Here is a 22,868-nt window from a genome sequence, read left to right as displayed (position 1 = left end):
GCCCCGCGCCCTCGGTGCTGGAGCGCATGGGCGTGCCCGCGCCGCCCCTGAACGACCCGGCCTTCATCGCCGAGTTCGGCCGCTGCCTCGCCAGGCTCCGCTCGCTCGTCGGCGCCGCGAGCGCGCCGGTGGCGGTCGTGCCGGGCACCGGCACCAACGGCCTGGAGAGCATCGCCGTCAGCCTGCTGCGCCCCGACGTCCCCGTGCTGGTGGCCTCGACCGGCATGTGGGGCGACCGCTGGCGCGACATCTGCCTGCGGCACGGCATCCCGGTGAGCGCGCCCACCTCCCCGGTGGGGCGCCCGCCCGACCCGGAACTGCTGGAGAGGCTCCTGTCCCGGCGCCACCACCAGGCGCTGCTGGTCGTCCACGTCGACTCCAGCAGCGGCGTCAGGTCCGACCTGCCCGAGCTGGCCCGCCTCGCCCACCGCCACGACGCCCTCTGCCTGGTGGACGGCGTCTCGGCCATCGGCGCCGAACGGATCGAGTTCGACGCCTGGGGTCCGGACGTCTACCTCGGCGCGCCGCCCAAGGGCCTGGCCGGACCGCCGGGGCTCGCCACCTACGCGATCGGCGAGCGGGCCCTGGAACGGCTGCGCGGCCGGACCGGGAGCCACCCGTCCTACTCCCTCGACCTCGGCCCCTGGCTGCCCGTCATGGCGGCCACCGAGCGCGGGGAGTTCGGCTACTTCCAGTCCCCGGCGGGGAACCTCGTCCTCGGCCTCTCCGAGGCGCTGCGCCTGGCGCTGGCCGAGGGCCGGGGAGCCCGCGTGGAGCGGCACGCGAGGCTGCGGGACAGGCTGCACGAGGGCCTGGCCGCGCTCGGCGTGCGACTCCTCGTCCCCGAGCCCGCCGACCGGGCCAACGGCGTCACCGTGGCCGTGGTTCCCGGCGGCTGGCGCGAGGACGCGTTCCTGCGCGCGGTCGCCGAGGAGGGTGTGCTCCTCCAGTCCGGGACGCTCCCGGCCCGGGGCAGCGACACGTTCCGCGTCGGCCATCTGGGCACGGTGGGCGACGAGGAGATCACCAGGACCCTCACCGCCGTGCGGGCCGCCCTGCGCCGTCCCCGGCGGGGCCGTCGCTGAGGGCGGCTCACAGCGGGGAGGCACGCTCCAGCAGCGGGCGGCCCCACTGCTCGGTCAGGGCCCGCTCCAGCACCGCGCCGACGCGGTAGAGCCGGTCGTCGGCCAGCGGCGGGGCGATGATCTGCAAGCCCACCGGAAGGTCGTCCTCGGGGGCCAGGCCGCAGGGCAGCGACATCACCGCGTTGCCCGCCATGTTGGACGGGATGGTGCACAGGTCCGCCAGGTACATGGCCACCGGGTCGTCCACCCGCTCCCCGAGGGGGAACGCGGTGGTCGGGCTCGTCGGCGAGACCAGCACGTCCACGCGGGCGAACGCGGCGTCGAAGTCCCGCGAGATCAGCGTGCGGACCTTCTGCGCCGAGCCGTAGTAGGCGTCGTAGTACCCCGAGGACAGGGCGTAGGTGCCCAGCATGATGCGGCGCTTGACCTCCGGGCCGAACCCGGCCCGCCGGGTGGCCGCCATGACCTCCTCGGCCGGGCGCTCGCCGTCGTCACCCCGCCGCAGCCCGTAGCGCATGGCGTCGAAACGCGCCAGGTTCGAGGAGGCCTCGCTCGTCGCGATCAGGTAGTAGGCCGCCAGCGCCGAGTCGAACGAGGGGCAGGAGACCTCGGTGACCTCGGCGCCCAGCGCCCGCAGCGCCTCGACGGCCTCGCCGAAACGCCGCATGACGCCCGGCTGGTACCCCTCGCCGCCCAGCTCCCGCACCACCCCGACGCGCACCCCGGCGATGTCCGTGGCCCGCGCCGCCTCGACCACCGGCGGCACGGGGGCGTCGATGGAGGTGGCGTCCATCGGGTCGTGCCCGGCGATCGCCTCGTGCAGCAGCGCCGCGTCCAGGACGGTGCGGGCGCAGGGGCCGCCCTGGTCGAGCGAGGAGGAGTAGGCGACGAGACCGTACCGGGAGACCGCGCCGTACGTCGGCTTCACCCCCACCGTGCCGGTCAGCGCGGCCGGCTGCCGGATCGAGCCGCCGGTGTCGGTGCCGATCGCCAGCGCCGCCTGGAACGAGGCGAGCGCCGCCGCCGAGCCGCCGCCCGAGCCGCCGGGGATGCGGGTGAGGTCCCACGGGTTCCCGGTGGGGCCGAAGGCGCTGTTCTCCGTGGAGGAGCCCATGGCGAACTCGTCCATGTTCGTCTTGCCGAGCGTGACCACCCCGGCGTCCTTCAGCCGCCGGGTCAGCGTCGCGTCGTACGGCGGGATCCAGCCCTCCAGCATCCGTGAGCCGCACGTCGTCGGCATGTCCCTGGTGGCGAAGACGTCCTTCAGCGCCAGCGGCACCCCGGCCAGCGGCCCCAGCGCCTCGCCCGCCGCGCGCCTGGCGTCCACGGAACGGGCGGCCCGCAGCGCGCCCTCGGCGTCCACGTGCAGGAAGGCGTGCACCTTCTCGTCCACCGCGTCGATCCGGGCGAGGTGCGCCTCGGCGACCTCCACGGCGGAGACCTCACCGGAGGCGACCGCCCCCGCGATCCGTGCGGCGGTCCAGCGGTTGACCTCGGATGTCATGGCGCGATCCCTGGGAAACGAAGTGCGGTGGGCCCGGCCACGGCCGGTGGGCATCCATCCTAGGCGCGCGGTCCGGCCGCCGGGCACGCCTCCGGGGCGTGCCACGTGCTCGGCGTCGGCGCGTCGACGCGTGCACGCGTGCCACCGCCCGGATCCCGGTCCTGAGCCGCGGCTGGGTATGCCGACGCAAAGAACGACAACGGGCCCCATGCCGTCGGTGTTTGGCCGGTGGCGCGAGGGGCAACCCGACTCCCGCCTCCCGGGGCAGGCGGGGCCGGCGAGCGCAGCCGCACGACAACAGGGAGAGGCAGCACCCCATGTCGCACATCGAGGAGTCCATCGAGGTCGCCGTGCCGGTGACCACCGCGTACAACCAGTGGACGCAGTTCGAGAGCTTCCCCGACTTCATGAGCGGGGTGGAGCGCGTGGACCAGCTCGGTCCGGACCGCACGCACTGGGTGACCCGCGTCGCGGGCGCGGAGCGCGAGTTCGACGCCAGCATCTCGGAGCAGATCCCCGACGAGCGGATCGCCTGGGTCTCCACCAGCGGCCCCCGGCAGGGCGGCGTGGTGACCTTCCACCGGCTGGACGAGGGCCACACCAGGATCGTGCTCCAACTGGAGTACGCGCCCGAGGTGTTCACCGAGGCCGTCGGCGACAGGCTCGGCTTCGTGCGCCGCAGGGCGGAGAAGGACCTCGTGAGGTTCAAGGAGTTCATCGAGGGCCGCGGTATCGCCACCGGCGCCTGGCGCGGCACCCTCTGACCGAGGCGGCGCCCCGCGACCGGCTCGCGCGGTGGTGCGCCAGGGGGTGCGACCGGAACATTCGCGCTCATTAATACCGTACGTCTGTTTGTCAATTCACCCTTGTCCGACGGGGAAAGGCTGCACTATCTTCGGCCGCACCGGATCGGCGAACACCTCTGCATTTTTTCTCATCGCCCTTTCATTCGAACAGATTCCGAAGGCGGTGTCATCCGTGAGCCCAGACGATGTTGCCCGACTGCTGGACCGGAAGATCGACGTGTGCTTCGGGCACGGTGACCAGAACGGCGACGGCGTCATCGAGCTGGCCGACGCGCTGGCCCTGGCGGGCCGGATCCTCGCCTACCTCAGAGAGCCGTTCAACTCGCCCAAGGCGCAAGCGCTCCTCGACTCGTTCGAGACATTCTGGAAGTACATCTCCTCGGCCTTCGGCGCACATGCCGACAGCAAGATCACCCCCTTGGAGTGGCGCGCCATCGTCAAGCGGGCCTTCGTCGACGATCTCTCCAATTTCGAGGCGGGTTTCATGCCGATGGCCGAGGCGATCTGGGCGATCTGCGATCGCAATGACGACGGCAAGATCGGGCCCAACGAGTTCGCCGCGTTCCACAAGGCGTTCGGCACCTCACCGGCCAACAGCCGCATCTCGTTCGAGAAGCTGGACCGCGACAGCGACGGCTCGCTCTCCGTGGACGAACTGGTCGAAGCCTGGCGGGAGTTCTACACGAGCGCCGACCCGGAGGCCCTGGGGAACTGGCTGTTCGGCGATGTGTGGGCCACCACGGTGTGGAAGGGCACCCGGGTCGCGCTCTGACGCGGCGGGGAGCCGCGGGGGGGGGACGGGCGGGGACAGGGGAGCGGCGGATGACGACGGAGCCGGACGGGACGGTCGACCTGGCCGCCCTGGGCGCGGACTTCTTCCGCGACCCCTACGCGGTGTACGCCCGGCTGCGGGAGCGGGGCCCGGTGCACCGGGCCCGGCTGCCCGAGGGCACCGTGGTCTGGCTCGTCGTCGGCTACGACGAGGTGCGCGAGGCCCTCAGCGTCTCCCGCCTCTCCAAGGAGTGGCGGCACGCCTCCCCGGCACAGCCCGTGCAGTCGGTGACCACCGGCGTCTCGATGCTCCGCTCCAACGCGCCCCAGCACACCCGCCTGCGCGGCCTGGTCAGCCGCGCCTTCACCGCGCGCCGGGTGGCCTCCCTCGCGCCGCGCGTCCAGGAGATCACCGACCGGCTCCTCGACGCCATGCGCGCCACTCCCGAGGGCCGCGCCGATCTGGTCGAGGCGCTGTCCTTCCCCCTGCCGATCACCGTGATCTGCGAGCTGCTCGGCATCCCCTTCCTGGAGCGCGACGCCTTCCGCTCCTGGTCCGAGACCCTGGTGGTGGGCGCGCCCACGGACCGGACCAGAGAGGCCCGCGCCGCCATGACCGGGTATCTGGACCGCCTGGTGGAGACCAAGCGCGGCCGTCCGGGCGACGACCTGCTCAGCGACCTGATCGAGGTGAGCGACCAGGACGGCGACCGGCTCAGCCGCGAGGAACTGCTGGGCATGGCCCAGGTGTTGCTCATCGCGGGCCACGAGACGACCGCCAATCTCATCTCCAACGGCGTCCTCGCCCTCCTCACCCACCCCGACCAGCTCGCCCTGCTGCGGGCGGACCCCTCCCTGATCGACGGCGCGATCGAGGAGATGCTGCGCTACGACGGCCCGGTGGCCGCCTCCACCCTGCGGTTCACCGTCGACCCGGTCGAGATCGCGGGCACCGTCATCCCCGGCGGGGGAGAGGTCGTCCTCCCCGTCATCGCCGACGCCGGGCGCGACCCCGGCCGCTTCCGTGACCCCGGCCGCTTCGACATCACCCGCGACGCCCGCGGCCATGTGGCGTTCGGGCACGGCATGCACTTCTGCCTCGGCGCCCCGCTCGCCCGCCTCGAAGCCCGCATCGCCGTCTCCACGCTGCTGACCCGCTTCCCCCTCCTGGAGCTGGCCACCCACCCGGCCGCCCTGCGCTGGAAGGCGGGCACCCTGCTCCGCGGCCCGCGCCACCTCCCGGTCCGCTGGAAGGGACACGCCGCATGACGGCCGCCCCGAGCGGCGGCTCCCGCCCCTCCACCGCCCCGCTGATGGCCATGGCCACCGGCTTCTGGATGTTCAAGACGCTGGCCGCCGCGGTGGACCTGGCGCTGTTCACCCGGCTCGGCGGCGGCCGGGGGGCGACGGCGGACGAGCTGGCCGCCGAGCTCGGCCTGAAGGAGCGCCCGGCCGACCTGCTGCTGACCGCCTGCACCGCGCTCGGGTTACTGGACAAGTCCGGCCCCCACTACCGGAACTCCGCGCTCTCCGAGGAGTTCCTCGTGGAGGGGCGCGACGCGTACTTCGGCGGCGTGGTCCGCTTCAACGACCGGGCCTACCCCGCCTGGCACCGCCTGACCGACGCCCTGCGCGCCGACCGGCCCCTCACCTGGGACCCGGACACCCAGGAGTCGCTGTTCTCCTCGGGGGACCCCGCGTTCACCGAGCTCTTCTGGAACGGGATGCACTCGCTCTCGGCCGAGACGGCGCGGATCCTGGGCGAGGAGCACGACTTCGCCGCCCACCGGCGGCTGCTGGACGTGGGCGGCGGCTCGGGGGCGTTCCTCGTCGAGCTCTGCCGGCGCCACCCCCACCTGACCGGCACGCTCTACGACCTGCCGCACGTCTGCGAGGTCGCGCGCCGCAGGATCGACGCGGCGGGGCTCGGCGACCGGATCACCACGCTCCGGGGGGACTTCGGGCGGGACGCGGCCCTCCCCGGCGGGCACGACGCGATCCTGCTCAGCATGGTCCTGCACGACTGGGCCGAGGCGGAGAACCGCGCCCTGCTGCGCAAGTGCCACGAGGCCCTGGCCCCCGGCGGCGCGCTCCTGGTCTGCGAACTCCTGCTCAACCCCGAGCGCACGGGCCCGCCGGGCGCCGCGCTCATGGGCGTGAACATGCTGGTCGAGACCGGCGCCGGCCGGAACTACGCGGAGGACGAGTACCTGTCCTGGATCCGCGAGGCGGGGTTCACCGGCGCGGAGATACGCCGGTTCGACGCCGCGAGCGCCAACGGGGTCATCGTGGCCCGGCGCCGCTGACCGGCCCCGCGACCCGCACACCATGTCCCTCATCACGGACCACGGGATGGAGTCACGATGACCGTGCCGACCACCGGCTACTCGCAGCCGCGGTTCCTGGACGACATCCGGTCGACGGCCGCCGCGCTCGGCGCGCCCTTCGACGAGGACGTCACCCGCGACGCCCTGTCCGCCTTCGCCGACGAGTTCGGCACGGGCGCGGTCGTCTGGAAGACCACGAGCCGCCCCGGCGACGACCTGAGCTACCGGTTCTACTCGCGCTCCAGAACGGACACCGTCGCCACCGCGATGCGCGCCGGGCTCCTGCCCCGCGCCACCCCGCTCGCGCCGCTGATCGCGCACTGGAGCGGCCTGTTCGGCGGCGCGGCCGAGCAGTCCTGCGACTTCACCGCCGGGAGCGGCCTCGACAAGACCTGGGTGTGGCTGGGCGGCACGCGCCCCGCCTCCGACGTCCTCGACGCGGGCCCCGTCCCCGACGCGCTGAGGCGAAACGTCCCGGCGTGCGAACGGCGGGGGCTCGCGTACATCAGATTCCTCGCCGTGGACCACCGCCGCTCCACCGTCAACGTGTACTTCCGCGTCAGGGGACCCCTCACCCACGCCCAGGCCGCCGACCTCGTCGGCCTGGTCCGGGTCCCGCCGCCACCACGCGAACTTGTCGCGGAGATCGGCGCGTTCGTCCCCGGGGACTTCGGCGTCTCGGTGACGTTCTCGCTGCGCGACGGCCGCGCCGAGCGGGTCTGCTTCTACGCCCTGCGGATCCCGAGGGACCGCGCGCCCCGCCTCCCGGACCGCATCACCGCGTTCCTCTCCGCCGCCCCGTCCTACGACGCGGAGGACTGCCACGTCGTGGGCTGGTCGTTCGGCCCGGGGAACGGGACCTATGTCAAGGCGGAGCGCAGCTGTCTCGGCGGCATGATCTCGCTGTTCGAGCGGTGGGACTGCCACTTCAGCGGCAGCGGGCAGCGGGACGGCGCGCTGCCCGCCGTGGCCTCACCCGTGCCCCGGGTCCGGCCCTAGCCCCGCGGGTGCCGCACCCATGGACCCCACAGAAGGCCGCGGGACGGCGGTCGACGTGCTGGCGCGCATGCAGGACCCGGAGAGCATGGACGACCCGTATCCGCTGTACGCGTGGCTGCGGGAGCACGCGCCCGTTCACCGGAACCCGACCGGCGGCGTGTACTTCGTCAGCCGGCACCGCGACGCGCGGCTGGTGATGCGCGATCCGGCGTTCCGCAGCGCCACCCGGGAGGAGCTGCTGGCGCGGCAGCCGAGGATCGGCCGCTCCCGCACCCTCCAGAACTTCCTGGCCGGCATCACCAACACCAACCGGCCCCGGCACACCAGGCTCCGCCGCGCCATGGCGCCGTTCTTCACCCCGCAGGCGGTCGACGCGCTGCGCCTCCGGGCCCGCCGGTGGTGCGACCGGCTGCTCGACCCGCTGGTCACCCGGCTCCGGGACGGCGAGAGCGTCGATCTCCACACCGCGGCGACCGCGCCGCTCGCCACGCATGTCATAGCCGAGGTCATCGGCGTGCCCGAGGAGGACCGGCCCTTCCTCGGGCCCCTGGTCGCCAAGACGATGCTGGCCGCCCACCCGGCCGCCGACGACGCGGCGCTGGCGGAGGCCGACGGCGCGACGCTCGCGATCGAGCGGTACTTCACCGAGCTGGCGGCCGAACGCAGGCGCCGCCCCAGGGCCGACGCGGTCTCCGCGCTCGCGGGCGGCCCCCGCGGGACGGGCCCGGGCGCGGGAGAGGAGCCGCTGGAGGAGGCCGAGCTGATCAACATGCTCTGGGGCCTGTGGATGGCGGGCTCCGAGAGCACCGCGGCGGCCATGGACAACGCCGCGCTCGCGCTGTTCCGCCACCCCGAGACCGCCCCCTCGCTCGGTGACCCCGCGCTGCTTCCGGGGTTCGTGGAGGAGAGCCTGCGCCACGAGCCGCCGATCTGGATCGCCGCCTCGCAGCTGCTGCCCGTCCGGGATGTCGAGGTGGCGGGCACGCTCATCCCGCGCGGCGCCGGGGTCCACGTCCTGATCGGCTCGGTCAACCGCGACCCCGAGGCGTTCCCCGACCCCGACCGGTTCGACCCGGGCAGGGGAGCGCCGGGCTATCTCACGTTCGGCGAGGGCATCCACCGGTGCGTCGGCGCGGGCCTCGCCCGGATGGAGATCGCCACCTTCCTGTCCCGGCTCCAGGGCCACCTGCACGCCCGGCTCCCGCACCTGACACCGGCGGGGCCGCCCGTGCGGCGGCGGATGGCGACGCAGCGCTCGTTCGACTCCCTGCCCGTCGCCCTCGTCCGCCCGCCCCGCCCCTGACCCCACGCCGCAGCACCGACCGTCGCGGCTGCGACCGAGCGCCGCGGCACCGACCAGCAGAAGAGGGAGAACGCGCATGGCCACCACCGACAGGGGCGCCTTCGCGGGCATGGTCGTCGACCATCTGAGGCTCCATGTCGCGGACGCCGGGGCCGCGGCGCGCCGGCTGTCCCGCGGCTACGGCCTCGCCGTCGCGGCGACGGGCGGCCCGGAGGCGGATGTCCGCTCCGTCGCGCTCGCCAGGGACCGGATCCGGCTGGTCCTCGACCGGCCCGCCGCGGGCGACCGCTCGGCCCGCTCCTTCCTCGCGCGCCACGGCGAGGGGGTGGCCGACATCGCGCTCGGCGTCCAGGACGCGGCCGCGGCGTTCCACGAGGCGGTGGGGCGCGGGGCCCGCCCGGTCTCCCCGCCGGCGGCGGGCGGGGGCGTGGTCACCGCCACCGTCGAGGGGTTCGCCGACGTGACGCACACCTTCGTCCAGCGCTCGCGGGGCGTGGCCCCCGGCGCCCTGCCGGGGCTGGCCCCGGTCGCGGGGCCGCCGCCCGCCGAGGACACCGGTCTGGTCGCGATCGACCACCTGGCCGTGTGCGTCCCGCCCGGCGCCATCGGCCCCCTGGCCGCCTTCTACCGGCGGGTGTTCGACTTCGAGACGACGTTCACCGAGCGGATCGTGGTCGGCGCCCAGGCGGTCGTGACATGCGCCGTGCAGAGCGGCTCGGGCGCGGTGACGCTGACGCTGATCGAGCCCGACCCGGACCGCGAGCCGGGGCAGATCGACCGGTTCCTGCGGGACCACGGGGGCCCCGGCGTCCAGCACATCGCGTTCGCCACGCCGGACATCGTGGCGGCGGTCGCCTCGCTCGGGCGTGCGGGCGTGCGGTTCCTCCAGGCGCCCGCCGCCTACTACACCGCGCTGCCGCGGCGCCTGGAGCCGGTCCGGCACTCGGTGGCGGAACTGGCCGCGCACCATGTGCTGGTGGACGTGGACCACGGCGGCCAGCTCTTCCAGATCTTCACCGAGTCCACGCACCCGCGGAACACCCTGTTCTTCGAGATCATCGAGCGGCAGGGGGCGTTGACCTTCGGCGGGGGCAACATCACGGCGCTGTACGAATCAGTGAGGCTTCAGGCAGGCCGGGTGCCTGGCCCCGGATGAGGTCCGCCGCCCGCTCCGCCACGGCGACGGTGGGGGCGTTGGTGTTGCCGCGCGGCAGGACCGGCATGACCGAGGCGTCCACGACCCGCAGCCCCTCGACGCCGCGCACCCGCAGCTCCGGGTCCACCACCGCGCCGCCGTCCGCGCCCATGGCGCAGGTGCCCGCGGGGTGGTAGGCGGTCTGGGCGCGGGCGCGGACGAACGCGACCACGTCGTCCCGCGCGGCGGAGTCCGGCGCGTGCAGCGGACCGGCGAGGCGGCCCGCGAGGGGCCGGGCGGCGGCCCACTCCATGGTGAACCGCACGCCCTCGACCTGGACGCGCAGATCCTCCGGCTCGCGGCAGTACCGGTGGGTGATGAATGGTTTCGCCGTGGGGTCGGGGGAGGCGAGCGCCACCCGGCCGCGGCTCGCCGGTCTCAGCGGCGCGGCGCCGAGCGAGACCGCGTGGGCGGGGACGGCCGTCAGGCCCTCGCCCGCGAACCCGGCGGGGATGGCGAACAGCTGGAGGTCGGGGGCGGCGAGCCCGCCGCGGGACCGTAAGAAGCCGCCGCCCTCGACCAGGTTGGAGGTGAGCGGTCCCCGGCCCTCGGCGAACGAGGCCAGGTGCTCGGACCGGTTCAGCACGCCCAGGAGGCTGTCCTCGCCCGCGCACCGGTACACCAGCGGCACGACCAGGTGGTCCGCGAGGTTGTGCCCGACGCGCGGGGACTCGGCCACCGGCGCGATGCCGAGCGCCGCCAGCTCGTCGGGCGCGCCCACGCCGGAGAGCATGAGCAGCTGCGGCGAGCCGTAGGCCCCGGCGCTGAGGATCACCTCGCGGTCGGCGGCGAACGTCAGGGGGTGGCCCAGGCGCAGGCCGCGGACGCCGAGGGCGCGACCGCGTTCGATCCGCACGCCGGTGACCCGCACATGGGTCTCCACGGTCAGGTTGGGCCGGTCCGCGGCCGGGCGCAGATAGCAGCGGGCCGTGCTCGCCCGCCGGCCGTCGCGCGGCGTCACCTGGTAGCGGCCGACGCCGTCCTGCGCCGGGCCGTTGAAGTCGTCGTTGCGCGGCAGGCCGCAGGCGACGGCTGCCTCCAGCGCGGCGTCCACCACGGGCGACAGGTGCCGCTGGTCGGAGACCGCGAGCGGGCCGCCGACGCCGTGCCAGGCGCTCGCACCGCGCTCGTTGTCCTCGGCCCGCAGGAACGAGGGCAGCAGGTCCGACCAGCCCCAGCCGGCGCAGCCCAGGTCGCGCCACTCGTCGTAGTCCGCGCGGTTCCCGCGGATGTACACCATGTAGTTGGTCGACGAGCAGCCGCCGAGGACCCGGCCGCGCGGAAGGTAGACGCGCCGGCCGCCGAGGCCCGGCTCGTAGTGGGTGCTGTGGTCCCAGTCCACGTCCGTGCGGAAGAGGGTGGGGAAGCCCGCCGGCATGTGGATCATCGGCGGCGAGTCGGCGCCGCCCGCCTCGATCAGCAGGACGCGCACGTCCGGGTCCTCGCTGAGCCGGTGCGCGAGAACGCACCCGGCCGAGCCGGCGCCGACAATGACGTAATCGAAAGCCCTCTCGCCCACGGGGTCCCCTTCCTCGGCCGCTCCTGTCCTGATAACGGAGCGCGGCGGCGGAGGACATGCGCGACAGGTGAACGACCACGCCCGGCCGTGTGACCCCGAACACCCGCCCGCACCGCGGCAGTTGCCGGTGCACGCGGTCGGCGGTGAACACGGTCGCCGGTGAACGCGGTCGGCGCCCGCCCGGCGCCCGCCCCCGGGTGAGCGGGGACGGGTGCCGGGTCGGGTGCCGGGTCGGGGGTCCGGCTAGCGTGCCCCGGGGGGAGCGCCCGCGCCTCTGCGGCCCGCCCGTGACGCCGTCCGGGCGGAGGTGGCCGGGGCCCAGGCGACGGGCCGGTCCGAACCGGTCGCCGGCGGGGGCCCCAACGACGCCGCGGGCCCGCCGGTGATGGTGAACTGGGAGCCCGGCTCGATGACGATGTCGCCGTCGGCCGAGCCGGTGATGGTGACGTCGGTGAGCGTGGCGCTGCCGCGGGCGCCGCCCATGGCGAGGATGCCCGCGCCGTTGTTGGAGCCGTCGATGGTCACGTCGCTGATCTGGACGTTCGGCACGTTGCCGCCGCCGGACTTGAACTGGATGCCGTCATACGTCGAGTCGTAGATGTCCGTGTCGCGGATGGTGACGCCGGTGATGTCGCGGCTCTGCGCGAAGAGGGTGATGGCGCCGAACTCCTGTGCCTCGCCCCAGAACGCCCCGCCCGTGCGGTACAGGCCGTTGCCCGCGATGAGGGTCTGGCCGGAGAACGGCAGGGGGTCGTGGTCGGTCGCCAGCATGATCCCGGGGTAGTTGGCGGTGTCGGAGATCAGGTTGTTCTCGATCGTGTTGTCGTAACCGCCGTAGATCGCGATGCCGTTGGCGCGCCAGGGGAGCTGGATGGTGTTGTTGCGGAACGTGTTGTCGTGCGCGACGTCGACGGAGGTGTCCCGCACGTAGCGGTTGGCCCACACGGCGAGCGAGTCGTCGCCCGTGGTCCGGAAGGAGGAGTTGAACACCGTCGAATTGCGCGTGCCGTTGGTGAAGTTGATGCCGTCGGCGTAGGTGTTGCGGATCCGCATCCCGCTGAACTCCAGGCCGTCGGCGGGTCCCCACAGCTCGGGGATGTTGTCGAAGTCGCGGCCGACCCAGACGCCCACGTTGGCGTGCTCTATCCACACGTTCGAGATGCTGGTGTCCTGGCCGAAGCGCCCGTTGAGGCCGACCCCGCCCTCGGCTCCGCCGCCGCCGCGGATGGTGCCGGAGCCGAAGATGGCGATGTCGGAGATCTGGGTGTTGTCGTCGATGTCGAAGCCGAAGTTGCCCTCGTGCGGGTGGTTGATCCCGCCCGCCTGGTGGGGCGGGGTGAGGGTGTAGAGCTGCGAGTGCCACATGCCGGCGCCGCGGATGGTGACATCGCTGATGCCGACCTGGTTGTACTGGCCGCGGTTGAGCGGGTCGTCGGTGAGGATCTTCTGCTCCTGGCGCCACTGCCCCGCCGGGATCCACACGCAGCCGATGTCGCCGTTCTGGTCGGCCGTCACCGCCGCCTGGATGGCCGCGGTGTCGTCGTTGCCGTCGTCCGGCACCGCGCCGTACTCGGTGATCGAGGTGCAGCCCGCGGGGCGGCTGGTCGGCGCCGCCACCTGCTCCAGGTCGATGAGGTCGATGATGTAGAAGGACGCGTTGTCACCGGCGTCCCGCTGGAGGCGGAACGTGGTGCCCGCCGGGTAGCTCTCGCCCAGCAGCGCGTGGGACTCGTCGAACAGCCGCCGCGCGTCGGCCTGCGGGGTGTTGGTGAGCGACTCGGGGTCGTCCGTGTTGCCGTACAGCCAGCTGTGCTTCGAGGAGAGCGTCAGCTTCCGCTCGAACTGGCCGTCGACATAGAGGCTGATCGTGGCCTCGGCGCCGCCGCCGCCCGGGGCATCGGGGATCGAGTTGCGCACCACGATGGAGTTGGACGGGCTGGTCGAGGTGAACTCGACGAACTGGCCCTGCTGGCCCAGGCGCACCGACTCGCGTCCCGAGGACTCCGAGGCGAAGTTGGTGTGCCCGAACGTCCGCTCGGGATCGGCCTGGAGGAGCTGGCCGTTGTACTCGCCGTCCTCCGCCTCGTACTCGACGTACGGGACCGCCGCGCCGCGCCCGACCACGATGGCGCGCGAGAACGCGTTGTTGCCCTCGTTGGTCTCGTCCACCGCGTCGGTGGCGTCGGCGGTGGCGCTGATGGTGGCCCCGCCGTTGGTGGCGGTCCAGGTGCCCTGGACGTTCACGGTGACCGTCTCGCCCGCGTCGATGCCGGGGGTGTTGGTGTTGAGCGTCGTGCCACCGGCCTGGAGGCGGGTGACGGTGGTGGCGGTCACGTCGCTGGTCCCGCGGTTGTTCACCTCGACGGTGAACGAGACCTGCGCGCCGACGGCCGGGTTCTGCGGGGAGTGGCTGATGCCCAGGACCTGGAGGTCGGGCCCGGGGCTCTGCCCCACCTCCAGCTGCGAGGGCGCGGTGAAGCCGTTGTTGTCGTTGTTCTCCTCGACGATGGTGTCGGTCGGGTCGACCACGGCCGAGACGGTGTAGCTGCCCTCGGCCCTGCTCCCGGCGTCGACCTCGACGGTCGCCGCCTCACCCGGGTCCAGCGCGCCCACCGCGGCGCTGCCCGCGACCGCGCCGCCCAGGCTGACGTTCACCGTGGAGGCGGGGGAGGCCGTGGAGCCGATGTTCTCGACCCGGGCGCCGACCGTGATGTCGTCGCTCTCCACCGGAGAGGCAGGCGTCCAGTCCAGATCGGTGACGGTCAGGTCGGGGTTGGGCGCGGGGGTCCCGATGACCTGGAAGTCGGCGACCTGCCCGCCCGGCGCGCCGGTGTTGCTGAAGAACCTCAGCTGCACGTCCGCGACATCGCCGCTGACCGGGATGGACACCGAGTTCTGGTTGGTCGCCGGGTTGAACGTGTGGTTGGCGCGGGCCACCAGCGTGGTGAACGCGGTGGCGTCCTGGTCGCGGCCCAGGATCTCGAAGTTCTGGGTCCTGGTGCCCCAGATGGGATCCGGGTTGAGCTTGACCACCACCGAGTCGACGTCGGCGTTGGCGCCGAGCTCCACCGTCAGCGTGGCGGGGTAGCCGGCCGACTCCCAGTAGGAGGTGACGCTGTCGTCGTTGGCGTTGGTGGCGACATAGTTCTGGGTGGTGGAGGAGGCCGAGATCGGCTTGCCGCGCGCGAGGTTCACGCCCTGCTCGGGCCCGGGGCCCGGGTCGCCGTCGTCCGCGCCGCGCACCTCCAGCTCGGAGATCTGCGCGGCGGACCAGCCGGTGTTGCCCGTGATGCTCAGCCGCACGTACCGGACGCTCTCCGCGACGACATCGATGGTCACGGTGTTGTCCGAGCCGGGGGAGAACGCGCGGCTCGCCGAGGGCGAAAGGGTGCTGAACGCCGAGCCGTCGGCGCTGCCCTGCACGGCGATGGTCTGGGTGCGCGCCTCCCAGGAGCCCGGCAGCCTCAGCGTCACCTGTTCGACGTCCACGCTGCTGCCGAGGTCGATCTGGAGCCATTGCGGGAACGCGTTGGCCGGGCCCTCCCAGTACGTGCCCGGATCACCGTCGGTGACCGCGGTGGCGGGGTGGCTGCCGTGGGAGCCGCTCGCCGAAGCCGTCGTGCCCAGGGAGAGGTTGGGGCCCTCGGCCGCCGAGGCGGAGACGGGCAGGAGCCCGACGGCGATCAGGGCGGCCAGGACGAGGCCGCTGATCAGCCGTCGGCTGGGTTGCTTCCGTTTCATGGATGTCCTCTGTTCCGTGCGACGCGCCGGGATGGGGGAGGCGGAGCGGTGGAACCGCGGCGGGCGAGAGAGCGTACCTGCCGTGAACTTGCGGAGCTGTGAAAGATTTTGAGTGCATGCAGTCAATCTCTTGCGGTCGGCAGTTATAGATTTCAAGGATGTGACCGACTTGTCAACGGTTCGTGCATGCCGGGATCGGCGGCCGACATCGCGGGCGCGCGGGGGCGGGTGCGGCATTGTCGGCGGCCGGTACTCGCCCTAGAGTTGGCCGCGCCAAGTCGACTGTCCACAGGAGGCGACTCACGTCGCCGCCGACCCCCGAGTGATCGAGGCGCGGCTCCTACCCGCCCGGACCCGCATCCCCCGCACGGCCCCCCAGCACGGGGGATGCGCCCTTGGATCGGACCACCCCACCGGACCCTGAGGATTCACCGATGACATCGGCGCCTTTATCAGCCAATCCGCTCGGCGGCGAGCACGGCAGCGCGCGTGGCGCGACATGACCACGACGGACGAGACCTGGTGGCGGCGGGCCGCCCGGCAGCAGCCCGACTGGCCGGACCGGGGCGAACTCGCCGAGGTGGTCCGCTCGTTACGGGCCGCGCCGCCCCTGGTGCACGCGCGCGAGTGCGACGCGCTGCGCGGCCACCTCGCCGCGGTGGCGCGGGGACGGGCCGCGGTCCTCCAGGGCGGTGACTGCGCCGAGACGTTCGACGCGGTGAACGCCGCGAGCGTCGGCGGCAAGGTGCGGGTCCTCCGGCGGGCGTCGGCCGTCATCGGTGAGGCGGCGTCGATTCCCGTCCTGCGGATCGGAAGGATCGCGGGGCAGTTCGCCAAGCCGAGGTCCGCGGCCACCGAGACGCGCCACGGCGTCGAACTCCCCGCCTACCGCGGGGACGCGGTCAACGGATTCGGGTTCACCCCGGCGGACAGGAGGCCCGATCCCCGGCGGCTGCGCCGCGCCTACGACGCCTCGGCACGGACCCTCGGCCTGCTCAGGGAGGCGGGCGCGACGGTCCCGACCGGCCCGGGAGCACTCGACGCCGATACCACGGGTCTGTTCACCAGCCACGAGGCCCTGCTGCTCGACTACGAGTCACCGCTCGCCCGCCCCGACGCGGCCGGCGGCGGGATCTACGCGACCTCCGGGCACATGCTCTGGATCGGCGAACGCACCCGGCAACTGGACGGCGCCCACGTCGAGTTCGCCGCGCGCGTCGCCAATCCCCTGGGGGTCAAGATCGGCCCCGACACGACGTCGGACGACGTCATGAACCTGATCGAGCGGCTGAATCCCGACCGCGTTCCCGGCCGCCTCTCCTTCATTCCCAGAATGGGCGCCGACCGGGTGCGCGACCGTCTTCCGGTGCTGGTGGAGAAGGCCGAGGCCGCCGAGGCCGACGCGGTGTGGATCTGCGATCCGATGCACGGCAACACCTATACGTCGGCCGGCGGCCACAAGACGCGCGCATTCGACAGGATCGTGGAGGAGGTCACCGGATTCTTCGACGTGCACCAGGCGCTCGGCACCCATCCGGGAGGAGTTCATCTCGAATTCACGGGTGAACGGGTCACCGAATGTGTCGGAGGCCGGGGCGGGGTGACCGAATCCGGCCTGGGCGCGCGCTACACCTCGACCTGCGACCCGCGGCTGAATCCGGATCAGGCGCTGGAACTGGCCTCGGTGACGGCGGATCTCTACGCCCGGCGCGGCCGGCGGCGGATGTCGCCGACCGACGCCCCGGCCGGGCCGACCGGGTGCGTAACTCATGGAGTTGAATCCGATCGACCCTGAACGAGGGAGTCATGGTGGCAGGAATCCCGGAGATAGCGCCGTACCCATTACCGAAGTCGGCGGACCTGCCCGACAATGTCGCCGGATGGGTGGCCGACCCCGACCGCGCCGTTCTGCTGATTCACGATATGCAAAGGTTCTTCCTCCGCCCCTTCGACGACGACTTCCGCGCCCGGCTGGTGGGCCACACGGCGTCGTTACGGGACCGGTGCCGTGCCCTGGGCGCCCCGGTGGCGTACACGGCGCAGCCCGGCTCCATGACGGACGAGGAGCGGGGCCTGCTCAAGGACTTCTGGGGTCCCGGCATGCGGGCCGACCCGGTGGACCGCGAGGTCGTGGCGCCCCTGGCCCCCGGCCCCGACGACTGGGTGCTCACCAAGTGGCGCTACAGCGCGTTCTTCCGCTCCGACCTGCTCTCCCGCCTCCGCGCGCACGGCCGTGACCAGCTGATCGTCTGCGGCGTCTACGGGCACGTGGGCGTGCTGGCCAGCGCGCTGGAGGCGTTCACCCACGACATCCAGCCGTTCGTCGTGGGTGACGCGATCGGCGACTTCTCCGCCGACCACCACCGGCTCACCCTCACCTACGCGGCCCAGCGCTGCGCCGTGGTGGTCGGCGCCGACGAGGTGTTCACATGACCACCCCGGGGGACGTGCTGGACCGGATACTGGCGCAGGACCCGCCCGCGTTCGCCCTGCTGCACCGCCCGGACGCGACGGGCCCCGACCGGCTGGACGTGCTGACCGGCGAGGTCTCGGAGCCGGACACCCTGGCCGACATCCCCCTGCCGCGGGACGCGGACCCGGGCCACCAGGCGCTCGTGCTCGTGCCCCACCAGCAGATCGGCGAACGGGGCTTCTCCCGCGTGGACGACGGGTCGCCGCTGCTCGTCATGCGCGTGACGGAAGCGGCCGTGCTCCCGGTCGCGGACGCGCTGCGGCGGATCGAGCGCGTTCCGCTGCGGCTCGTGGGCGGGCGGTTCGACGTGGACGACGACGCCTACGCGCGGACCGTCGGCCGGATCGTCGCGGAGGAGATCGGCACCGGCGAGGGCGCCAACTTCGTGATCAAGCGCTCGTATGTCGCCGAGATCGCCGACTACGGCGTGCACAGCGCGCTGGCGCTCTTCCGCCGCCTGTGCGAGCTGGAGTCGGGGGCGTACTGGACCTTCGTGGTGCACACCGGCTCGCGCACCTTCGTCGGCGCGACGCCCGAGCGGCACGTCAGCCTCCAGGACGGCGTCGCCGTCATGAACCCGATCAGCGGCACCTACCGCTATCCGCCGACCGGGCCGACCCTGGCCGGCGTCAAGGAGTTCCTCGCCGACGGCAAGGAGAACGACGAGCTGTACATGGTCGTCGACGAGGAGCTCAAGATGATGGCGCGCATCTGCGCCTCGGGCGGCAGGGTGGTGGGCCCCTACCTGAAGGAGATGGCCCGGCTCGCGCACACCGAGTACTTCATCGAGGGCCGCTCCACCCGCGACCCGCGCGACATCCTGCGCGAGACGATGTTCGCGCCGACGGTGACCGGCAGCCCCCTGGAGAGCGCCTGCCGGGTGATCAGCCGGTACGAGCCCGAGGGCCGCCGCTACTACGGCGGCGTGATGGCCCTCATCGGCACCGACCGCCACCGGGGGCGGTCGATGGACTCCGCCATTCTGATCCGCACCGCCGACATCGAGCACCCCGGCGGGCGGATGGCGATCGGGGTGGGCGCCACCCTGGTCCGGCACTCCGACCCGGCCTCCGAGGTCGCCGAGACGCACGCGAAGGTGTCGGGCCTGCTCGCCGCGTTCGGCGTCGGCGGCCGGACCCGCTTCCACGACCATCCCGAGGTGCGGACGGCACTCGACCGGCGCAACGCGGGCCTGGCGCGGTTCTGGCTCGCGGACGGCCAGGACGCCGCGGTGCCCGCGCTGGCCGGCCGCCGGGTGCTCGTGGTGGACGCCGAGGACACGTTCACCGCGATGATCGCCCATCAACTCCGCGCGCTCGGCCCGAAGGTCACGGTGCGCCGGTTCGACGAGGACTACGCCTTCGAGGCGTACGACCTGGTGGTGATGGGCCCCGGCCCCGGCGACCCGCGCGACGTCGGCAACCCGAGGATCGCCCACCTCTACTCCGCGATCGGCAGGCTGCTGGCCGAGCGGCGGCCGTTCCTCGCGGTCTGCCTCAGCCACCAGGTCCTCAGCAGGCTGCTCGGCCTCGACCTGGTCCGCTGCGCGACGTCCAACCAGGGCAGGCGCCAGGAGATCAACCTGTTCGGCGACCCGGAGCGCGTCGGCTTCTACAACAGCTTCGCCGCGCGGAGCGCGCACGACAAGACCGACCGGCTGGGCGTCGGCCTCATCGAGTTCAGCCGGGACATCCACACCGGCGAGGTCTACGCGCTGCGCGGCCCCCACTTCTCCTCACTCCAGTTCCACGCCGAATCCGTGCTCACCGAGGACGGACCCCGCATATTCGCCAACCGGATCAAGGAGGTTCTGGGCCTGTGAAAGCGACCATCGCCTGGTGGGATCTGACCGAATCCGAGCAGACCATCGAGTCGCTACGGGAGTACCTGCGGGACGAGGGGGTGACGCCGTGGGCCTCGGTCCACGGGCTGCGCCTGAAGTTCTGGGTCTCCGACCCGGTGGGCAACCGGTGGGGCGCGGTGATGCTGTGGGAGGCGGACGGCCCCGGTGACCAGCCCCTGCCGCCCCACAAGGCCGTCGACCTGATCGGCTACCCGCCCACCGAACGCGTGCGGTTCGACGTCGAGGCCACGATCGAGGGCCTGTTCGCCGAGCCGTCGCTGTCCGGACACGGGCCCGTCTTCGAGGAATGAGGGAACATGCCCGCCGACATCGACCTGACCCTGCCCGAGTTCGACAACCCGCCCGCCGAGCCCATCGGGCTGCTGCGCGCCTGGTTCGACACGGCCGTCAAGCACGGCGTCCGCGAGCCCGGCGTGGTCTCGCTGGCCACGGCGGACGCCACGGGGCGCACCTCGAACCGGATCATCCAGACCATCAGGATCACCGGGCGGGGCCTGGTGTTCTCCAGCCACACCGGCAGCCGGAAGGGCCGCGACATCGCCGCCACCGGCTGGGGATCCGGGGTGCTGTACTGGCGTGAGACCGCGCAGCAGATCGTGCTGAGCGGCCCGGTCGCACCGCTCCCCGAGGAGGAGTCGGGCGCGCTGTGGGCGGCCAGGCCGCCCAGCACGCACGCCATGTCGGTCGCCTCCCGGCAGAGCGAGCCGCTGGAGGACGAGGAGGCCCTGCGCGCCGAGGCCGTGCGGCTCGCCGGCAGCGGCGAGGCCCTGCCGCGCCCCGCGGCCTGGGTCGGCTACGAACTCGTCCCCGAGACCGTGGAGTTCTGGCACGCGAGCCCCGACCGGCTGCACCGGCGGCTGGTCTACGGCGCCGCCGGCGGGGGCTGGACCTGCCGGCGGCTTCAGCCGTGAGGTGGGGCGCGTCAGACGGAGAGCGTGGCGCGGGCCACGACCACGGCGGAGCCCGCGACCTCGATCCGCTCCAGGCTCTCCGCCGTGCCGATCGCCGTGGGGTACATCCGCGACGGGCGGCCGATCTCGACGCCCTGGAGGATCTCGATCCGCTCGCCGAACGGGACCAGCCCGTGCCGGGCCAGGTGCACCGCCAGGGGACCCGCGGCGGACCCGGTGGCCGCGTCCTCCGCGACGCCGTAGGCCGGCGAGAACATCCGCATCCGCCAGTGGGTGCCCGAGCCGGCGAAGCAGTTGACGGCCACGTCGAGGTGGTCCGCCAGCGCGCGCAGGTCGGGCCGCACGGCCGAGAGCGCCGGCACGCTGTCGAGCCCGACGAACACGTGGCGCGGCCCGTTGCGGTAGATCTCCACCGGCAGCGTCGAGGAGGCGAGCCCGAGCGCGTCGAGCAGGTGGTCCCGTTGCCCGTAGGGCTCCCAGGTCGGGATGGGCTGCCGCATGCGGGCGGAGACGATGCGGCCCTCCTCCCGGTCGAACGCGAACGGTATCGGTCCCATGGCGGTCTCCAGCACGATGCCGCTCCGGTCCCCCTCCTGGCCGAGAACGATGGCGGTGCCCAGGGTCGGGTGCCCGGCGAACGGCAGCTCGTTCACCGGAGTGAAGATTCTGACGCGCACATCGCCCCCGTTCGTGGCCGGGAGCACAAAGGTGGTCTCCGAGAGGTTCAGCTCCCGCGCGATGCGCTGCATGCGCGGCGCGGGAATATCGGAGGCATCGAGGAAGACGGCCACTGGGTTGCCCTCCAGCGGCGTATCGGTGAAGACATCCGCAACCACATAGTCATGCATTCCGGCAATGTACCCGGTCGATCCGAGAAAGGCGATGGATGACAATGTTCAACGATGACGTGGAACTCAGGCGCCGACACCGAGCCGTGGTCGAGGACTACCTGAGCCGGCAGGGGGAGAACCGGCTGTCCCGGTACCTTCTGTTCACCGATGACGGCAGCGCGGGCCTCTACACGGCCGACACGATGAAGCCGATCGTCTCGCGGGGGCGGGAGACGCTGAAGGCGCACGGCGCGTGGTCGCTGGAGATGTTCCCGGACTGGGTCTGGTTCAACGTCGAGATCTTCGAAACGCAGGATCCCGGCCAATTCTGGGCCGAGTGCGACGGCGAGGGAAAGATCCTCTACCCCGGCTACCCCGAGGGGCACTACAAGAACCACTTCATCCACTCGTTCAAGCTCAGGGACGGCCTCATCGTCGAGCAGCGGGAATTCATGAATCCCTTCAACCAGCTCCAGGCGCTCGGCATCGAGATACCGAAGATCAACCGCGGAAGGATTCCCACGTCGTGAAGGCCGACCTGAAGGCGACCCAGCAGGCAGTCGAGCTCATCACCGGCGGATGGCGGGCCCAGGCCCTGTACACCTCGGTCAAGCTGGGGTTGCCCGACCACATCGAGGCCGGCCTGACCACTACCGCCGAACTGGCCGCGGCCAGCGGCGCCGAGGAGGAGGGCATCCGCCGCCTCATGCGGCTGCTGGTGGCCATGGGCGTGTTCGAGGGCGGCGAGCGCGCCGGCTACCGCAACACCCCGGTGAGCGCGACCCTGCTGAACCGGCCCGAGTCCCTGCGGGACATGTGCCTCCTCTACGGCGAGGAGTTCTACACGGCCTGGGGCCACGCGCACGAGGCCATCCGCACGGTGACCGCGGGGTTCGAGGCCGCCTACGGGCAGCCGCTGTACGCCTACCTGAGCCAGGACGAGGACGCGTCCGACCGGTTCCAGCGGGCCATGAAGGCCGGAAACCTCTTCTTCGACTGGGTGCCGGAGATCTTCGACTTCTCCGGCGGCAAGCTGGTGGTCGATGTCGGCGGCGGCGGCGGGCAGTTGCTCGCCGCGATCCTGGGCGCCACCCCGGACGCGCGCGGCAGCTGGCTGGACCGCGAACACGTGGTGCCCATCGCCCGCGAGAACCTGGCCGCCACGGTCGGCCTCGACCGCGTCGAGCTGACGGGCGGTGACATGTTCAAGGCCGTCCCGCGGGGCGGGGACGTCTACCTCCTGTGCCGCGTGCTGGCCGGCTGGGACGACGACGCCGTGGTCGGGGTGTTCGAGAACTGCCGCCGGGCGATGGCCGGCCCCTCCTCGCGCCTGCTCATCCTCGAACGGGTGGTCGCCGACGAGGACTCGACCGTGCTGCCCGCCCTGTGGGACCTGCATCTGCTGATGACCAACGGCGGCCGCCACCGCAGCCTGGACCGGTTCACCACCCTGCTGGACCGGGCCGGCCTCGACGTCGAACGCGTCGCGGAGCTGCCGGTGGAGACCACGGCGCTCATCGCGGCACCCCGCCCCTGAACC

The 22,868-nt window shown here is 72.8% G+C and carries 19 protein-coding genes; 15 read left to right on the top strand and 4 right to left on the bottom strand.

Features of this window, described 5'->3' with window-relative positions:
- The coding region (locus tag ADY01_RS14620) for a pyridoxal-phosphate-dependent aminotransferase family protein (RefSeq protein WP_159001214.1) at positions 1-1,085 on the top strand (1,085 nt) is incomplete at its 5' end.
- Positions 1,086-1,092: 7 nt separating this feature from the next.
- Here ADY01_RS14620 and gatA read toward each other — a convergent pair.
- Positions 1,093-2,589 (bottom strand): Asp-tRNA(Asn)/Glu-tRNA(Gln) amidotransferase subunit GatA, encoded by a 1,497-nt coding sequence (gene gatA / locus ADY01_RS14615; RefSeq protein WP_049572101.1) that lies wholly within the window; start codon positions 2,587-2,589, stop codon positions 1,093-1,095.
- A gap of 317 nt (positions 2,590-2,906) precedes the next feature.
- Between gatA and ADY01_RS14610 the strand changes: the two genes are divergently transcribed.
- The 7 genes from ADY01_RS14610 (at position 2,907) to hppD (ending at position 9,951) form a co-directional block, all read left to right on the top strand.
- Complete coding sequence (locus tag ADY01_RS14610) at positions 2,907-3,353, top strand: SRPBCC family protein (RefSeq protein ID WP_049572098.1); 447 nt, start codon at positions 2,907-2,909, stop codon at positions 3,351-3,353.
- 214 nt (positions 3,354-3,567) lie between these two features.
- Entirely contained in the window at positions 3,568-4,167 is a 600-nt protein-coding gene (locus ADY01_RS14605; protein ID WP_063784228.1) for an EF-hand domain-containing protein, read from the top strand.
- Between the two features lie 50 nt (positions 4,168-4,217).
- Positions 4,218-5,435: a cytochrome P450 family protein gene (locus ADY01_RS14600; protein ID WP_049572092.1), complete on the top strand. Its 1,218-nt coding sequence runs from the start codon at positions 4,218-4,220 to the stop codon at positions 5,433-5,435.
- On the top strand, positions 5,432-6,472 hold the full coding sequence (locus tag ADY01_RS14595) for a methyltransferase (protein WP_199826233.1): 1,041 nt from the start codon (positions 5,432-5,434) through the stop codon (positions 6,470-6,472). The genes ADY01_RS14600 and ADY01_RS14595 overlap by 4 nt, the downstream gene beginning before the upstream one ends.
- A gap of 57 nt (positions 6,473-6,529) precedes the next feature.
- Entirely contained in the window at positions 6,530-7,492 is a 963-nt protein-coding gene (locus tag ADY01_RS14590) for an aromatic prenyltransferase (RefSeq protein WP_049572089.1), read from the top strand.
- Between the two features lie 19 nt (positions 7,493-7,511).
- Positions 7,512-8,795: a cytochrome P450 gene (locus ADY01_RS14585; protein ID WP_049572086.1), complete on the top strand. Its 1,284-nt coding sequence runs from the start codon at positions 7,512-7,514 to the stop codon at positions 8,793-8,795.
- A 76-nt stretch (positions 8,796-8,871) separates the two neighbouring features.
- Entirely contained in the window at positions 8,872-9,951 is a 1,080-nt protein-coding gene (gene hppD, locus ADY01_RS14580; protein ID WP_049572083.1) for a 4-hydroxyphenylpyruvate dioxygenase, read from the top strand.
- Here hppD and ADY01_RS14575 read toward each other — a convergent pair.
- Both ADY01_RS14575 and ADY01_RS14570 read right to left on the bottom strand, forming a co-directional pair.
- Positions 9,893-11,509: a GMC family oxidoreductase gene (locus ADY01_RS14575; protein ID WP_049572080.1), complete on the bottom strand. Its 1,617-nt coding sequence runs from the start codon at positions 11,507-11,509 to the stop codon at positions 9,893-9,895. The genes hppD and ADY01_RS14575 overlap by 59 nt on opposite strands.
- A 243-nt stretch (positions 11,510-11,752) precedes the next feature.
- Positions 11,753-15,250, bottom strand: a complete 3,498-nt coding sequence (locus tag ADY01_RS14570; protein WP_078900309.1) for a CARDB domain-containing protein — start codon at positions 15,248-15,250, stop codon at positions 11,753-11,755.
- Between the two features lie 499 nt (positions 15,251-15,749).
- Here ADY01_RS14570 and ADY01_RS14565 point away from each other — a divergent pair, with 499 nt between their 5' ends.
- From ADY01_RS14565 to phzG, 5 genes are read left to right on the top strand one after another with little or no spacing between them, the layout of a single operon-like run.
- Positions 15,750-17,045 carry a 3-deoxy-7-phosphoheptulonate synthase gene (locus ADY01_RS14565; protein ID WP_063784227.1) on the top strand — a complete coding sequence of 432 codons (1,296 nt, stop codon included), beginning with the start codon at positions 15,750-15,752 and terminating at the stop codon, positions 17,043-17,045.
- 14 nt (positions 17,046-17,059) lie between these two features.
- Positions 17,060-17,683 carry an isochorismatase family protein gene (locus ADY01_RS14560; protein ID WP_049572107.1) on the top strand — a complete coding sequence of 208 codons (624 nt, stop codon included), beginning with the start codon at positions 17,060-17,062 and terminating at the stop codon, positions 17,681-17,683.
- A complete protein-coding gene (locus tag ADY01_RS14555) occupies positions 17,680-19,545 on the top strand; it encodes an anthranilate synthase family protein (RefSeq protein WP_049572075.1) in 1,866 nt (621 codons plus the stop codon). The genes ADY01_RS14560 and ADY01_RS14555 overlap by 4 nt, the downstream gene beginning before the upstream one ends.
- Entirely contained in the window at positions 19,542-19,877 is a 336-nt protein-coding gene (locus ADY01_RS14550; RefSeq protein WP_049572072.1) for a hypothetical protein, read from the top strand. The genes ADY01_RS14555 and ADY01_RS14550 overlap by 4 nt, the downstream gene beginning before the upstream one ends.
- 6 nt (positions 19,878-19,883) lie before the next feature.
- A complete protein-coding gene (gene phzG / locus ADY01_RS14545) occupies positions 19,884-20,498 on the top strand; it encodes a phenazine biosynthesis FMN-dependent oxidase PhzG (RefSeq protein WP_049572067.1) in 615 nt (204 codons plus the stop codon).
- 11 nt (positions 20,499-20,509) lie between these two features.
- On the opposite strand, the gene ADY01_RS14540 is transcribed toward phzG, so the two are convergent.
- Positions 20,510-21,346, bottom strand: a complete 837-nt coding sequence (locus tag ADY01_RS14540; protein ID WP_049572064.1) for a PhzF family phenazine biosynthesis protein — start codon at positions 21,344-21,346, stop codon at positions 20,510-20,512.
- Between the two features lie 38 nt (positions 21,347-21,384).
- On the opposite strand from ADY01_RS14540, the gene ADY01_RS14535 reads away from it, so the two are divergent.
- Both ADY01_RS14535 and ADY01_RS14530 read left to right on the top strand, forming a co-directional pair.
- Positions 21,385-21,858 (top strand): PhzA/PhzB family protein, encoded by a 474-nt coding sequence (locus ADY01_RS14535; protein WP_234320232.1) that lies wholly within the window; start codon positions 21,385-21,387, stop codon positions 21,856-21,858.
- Positions 21,855-22,865 (top strand): methyltransferase, encoded by a 1,011-nt coding sequence (locus ADY01_RS14530; RefSeq protein WP_049572056.1) that lies wholly within the window; start codon positions 21,855-21,857, stop codon positions 22,863-22,865. The genes ADY01_RS14535 and ADY01_RS14530 overlap by 4 nt, the downstream gene beginning before the upstream one ends.
- Positions 22,866-22,868: the final 3 nt, after the last annotated feature.

The organism is Streptomyces sp. SBT349 (assembly GCF_001083795.1).
Lineage (GTDB): Bacteria > Actinomycetota > Actinomycetes > Streptomycetales > Streptomycetaceae > Streptomyces.
This window is presented reverse-complemented; position numbering and strand designations above follow the sequence as displayed.

Excerpts from the sequence above, each read along its gene's own strand:
- gatA (WP_049572101.1), bottom strand. The coding sequence starts at position 2,589 with ATGACATCCGAGGTCAACCGCTGGACCGCCGCACGGATCGCGGGGGCG.
- ADY01_RS14610 (WP_049572098.1), top strand. The coding sequence starts at position 2,907 with ATGTCGCACATCGAGGAGTCCATCGAGGTCGCCGTGCCGGTGACCACC.
- ADY01_RS14600 (WP_049572092.1), top strand. The coding sequence starts at position 4,218 with ATGACGACGGAGCCGGACGGGACGGTCGACCTGGCCGCCCTGGGCGCG.
- ADY01_RS14595 (WP_199826233.1), top strand. The coding sequence starts at position 5,432 with ATGACGGCCGCCCCGAGCGGCGGCTCCCGCCCCTCCACCGCCCCGCTG.
- ADY01_RS14590 (WP_049572089.1), top strand. The coding sequence starts at position 6,530 with ATGACCGTGCCGACCACCGGCTACTCGCAGCCGCGGTTCCTGGACGAC.
- ADY01_RS14585 (WP_049572086.1), top strand. The coding sequence starts at position 7,512 with ATGGACCCCACAGAAGGCCGCGGGACGGCGGTCGACGTGCTGGCGCGC.
- hppD (WP_049572083.1), top strand. The coding sequence starts at position 8,872 with ATGGCCACCACCGACAGGGGCGCCTTCGCGGGCATGGTCGTCGACCAT.
- ADY01_RS14570 (WP_078900309.1), bottom strand. The coding sequence starts at position 15,250 with ATGAAACGGAAGCAACCCAGCCGACGGCTGATCAGCGGCCTCGTCCTG.
- ADY01_RS14565 (WP_063784227.1), top strand. The coding sequence starts at position 15,750 with ATGACCACGACGGACGAGACCTGGTGGCGGCGGGCCGCCCGGCAGCAG.
- ADY01_RS14555 (WP_049572075.1), top strand. The coding sequence starts at position 17,680 with ATGACCACCCCGGGGGACGTGCTGGACCGGATACTGGCGCAGGACCCG.
- phzG (WP_049572067.1), top strand. The coding sequence starts at position 19,884 with ATGCCCGCCGACATCGACCTGACCCTGCCCGAGTTCGACAACCCGCCC.
- ADY01_RS14540 (WP_049572064.1), bottom strand. The coding sequence starts at position 21,346 with ATGCATGACTATGTGGTTGCGGATGTCTTCACCGATACGCCGCTGGAG.
- ADY01_RS14535 (WP_234320232.1), top strand. The coding sequence starts at position 21,385 with ATGACAATGTTCAACGATGACGTGGAACTCAGGCGCCGACACCGAGCC.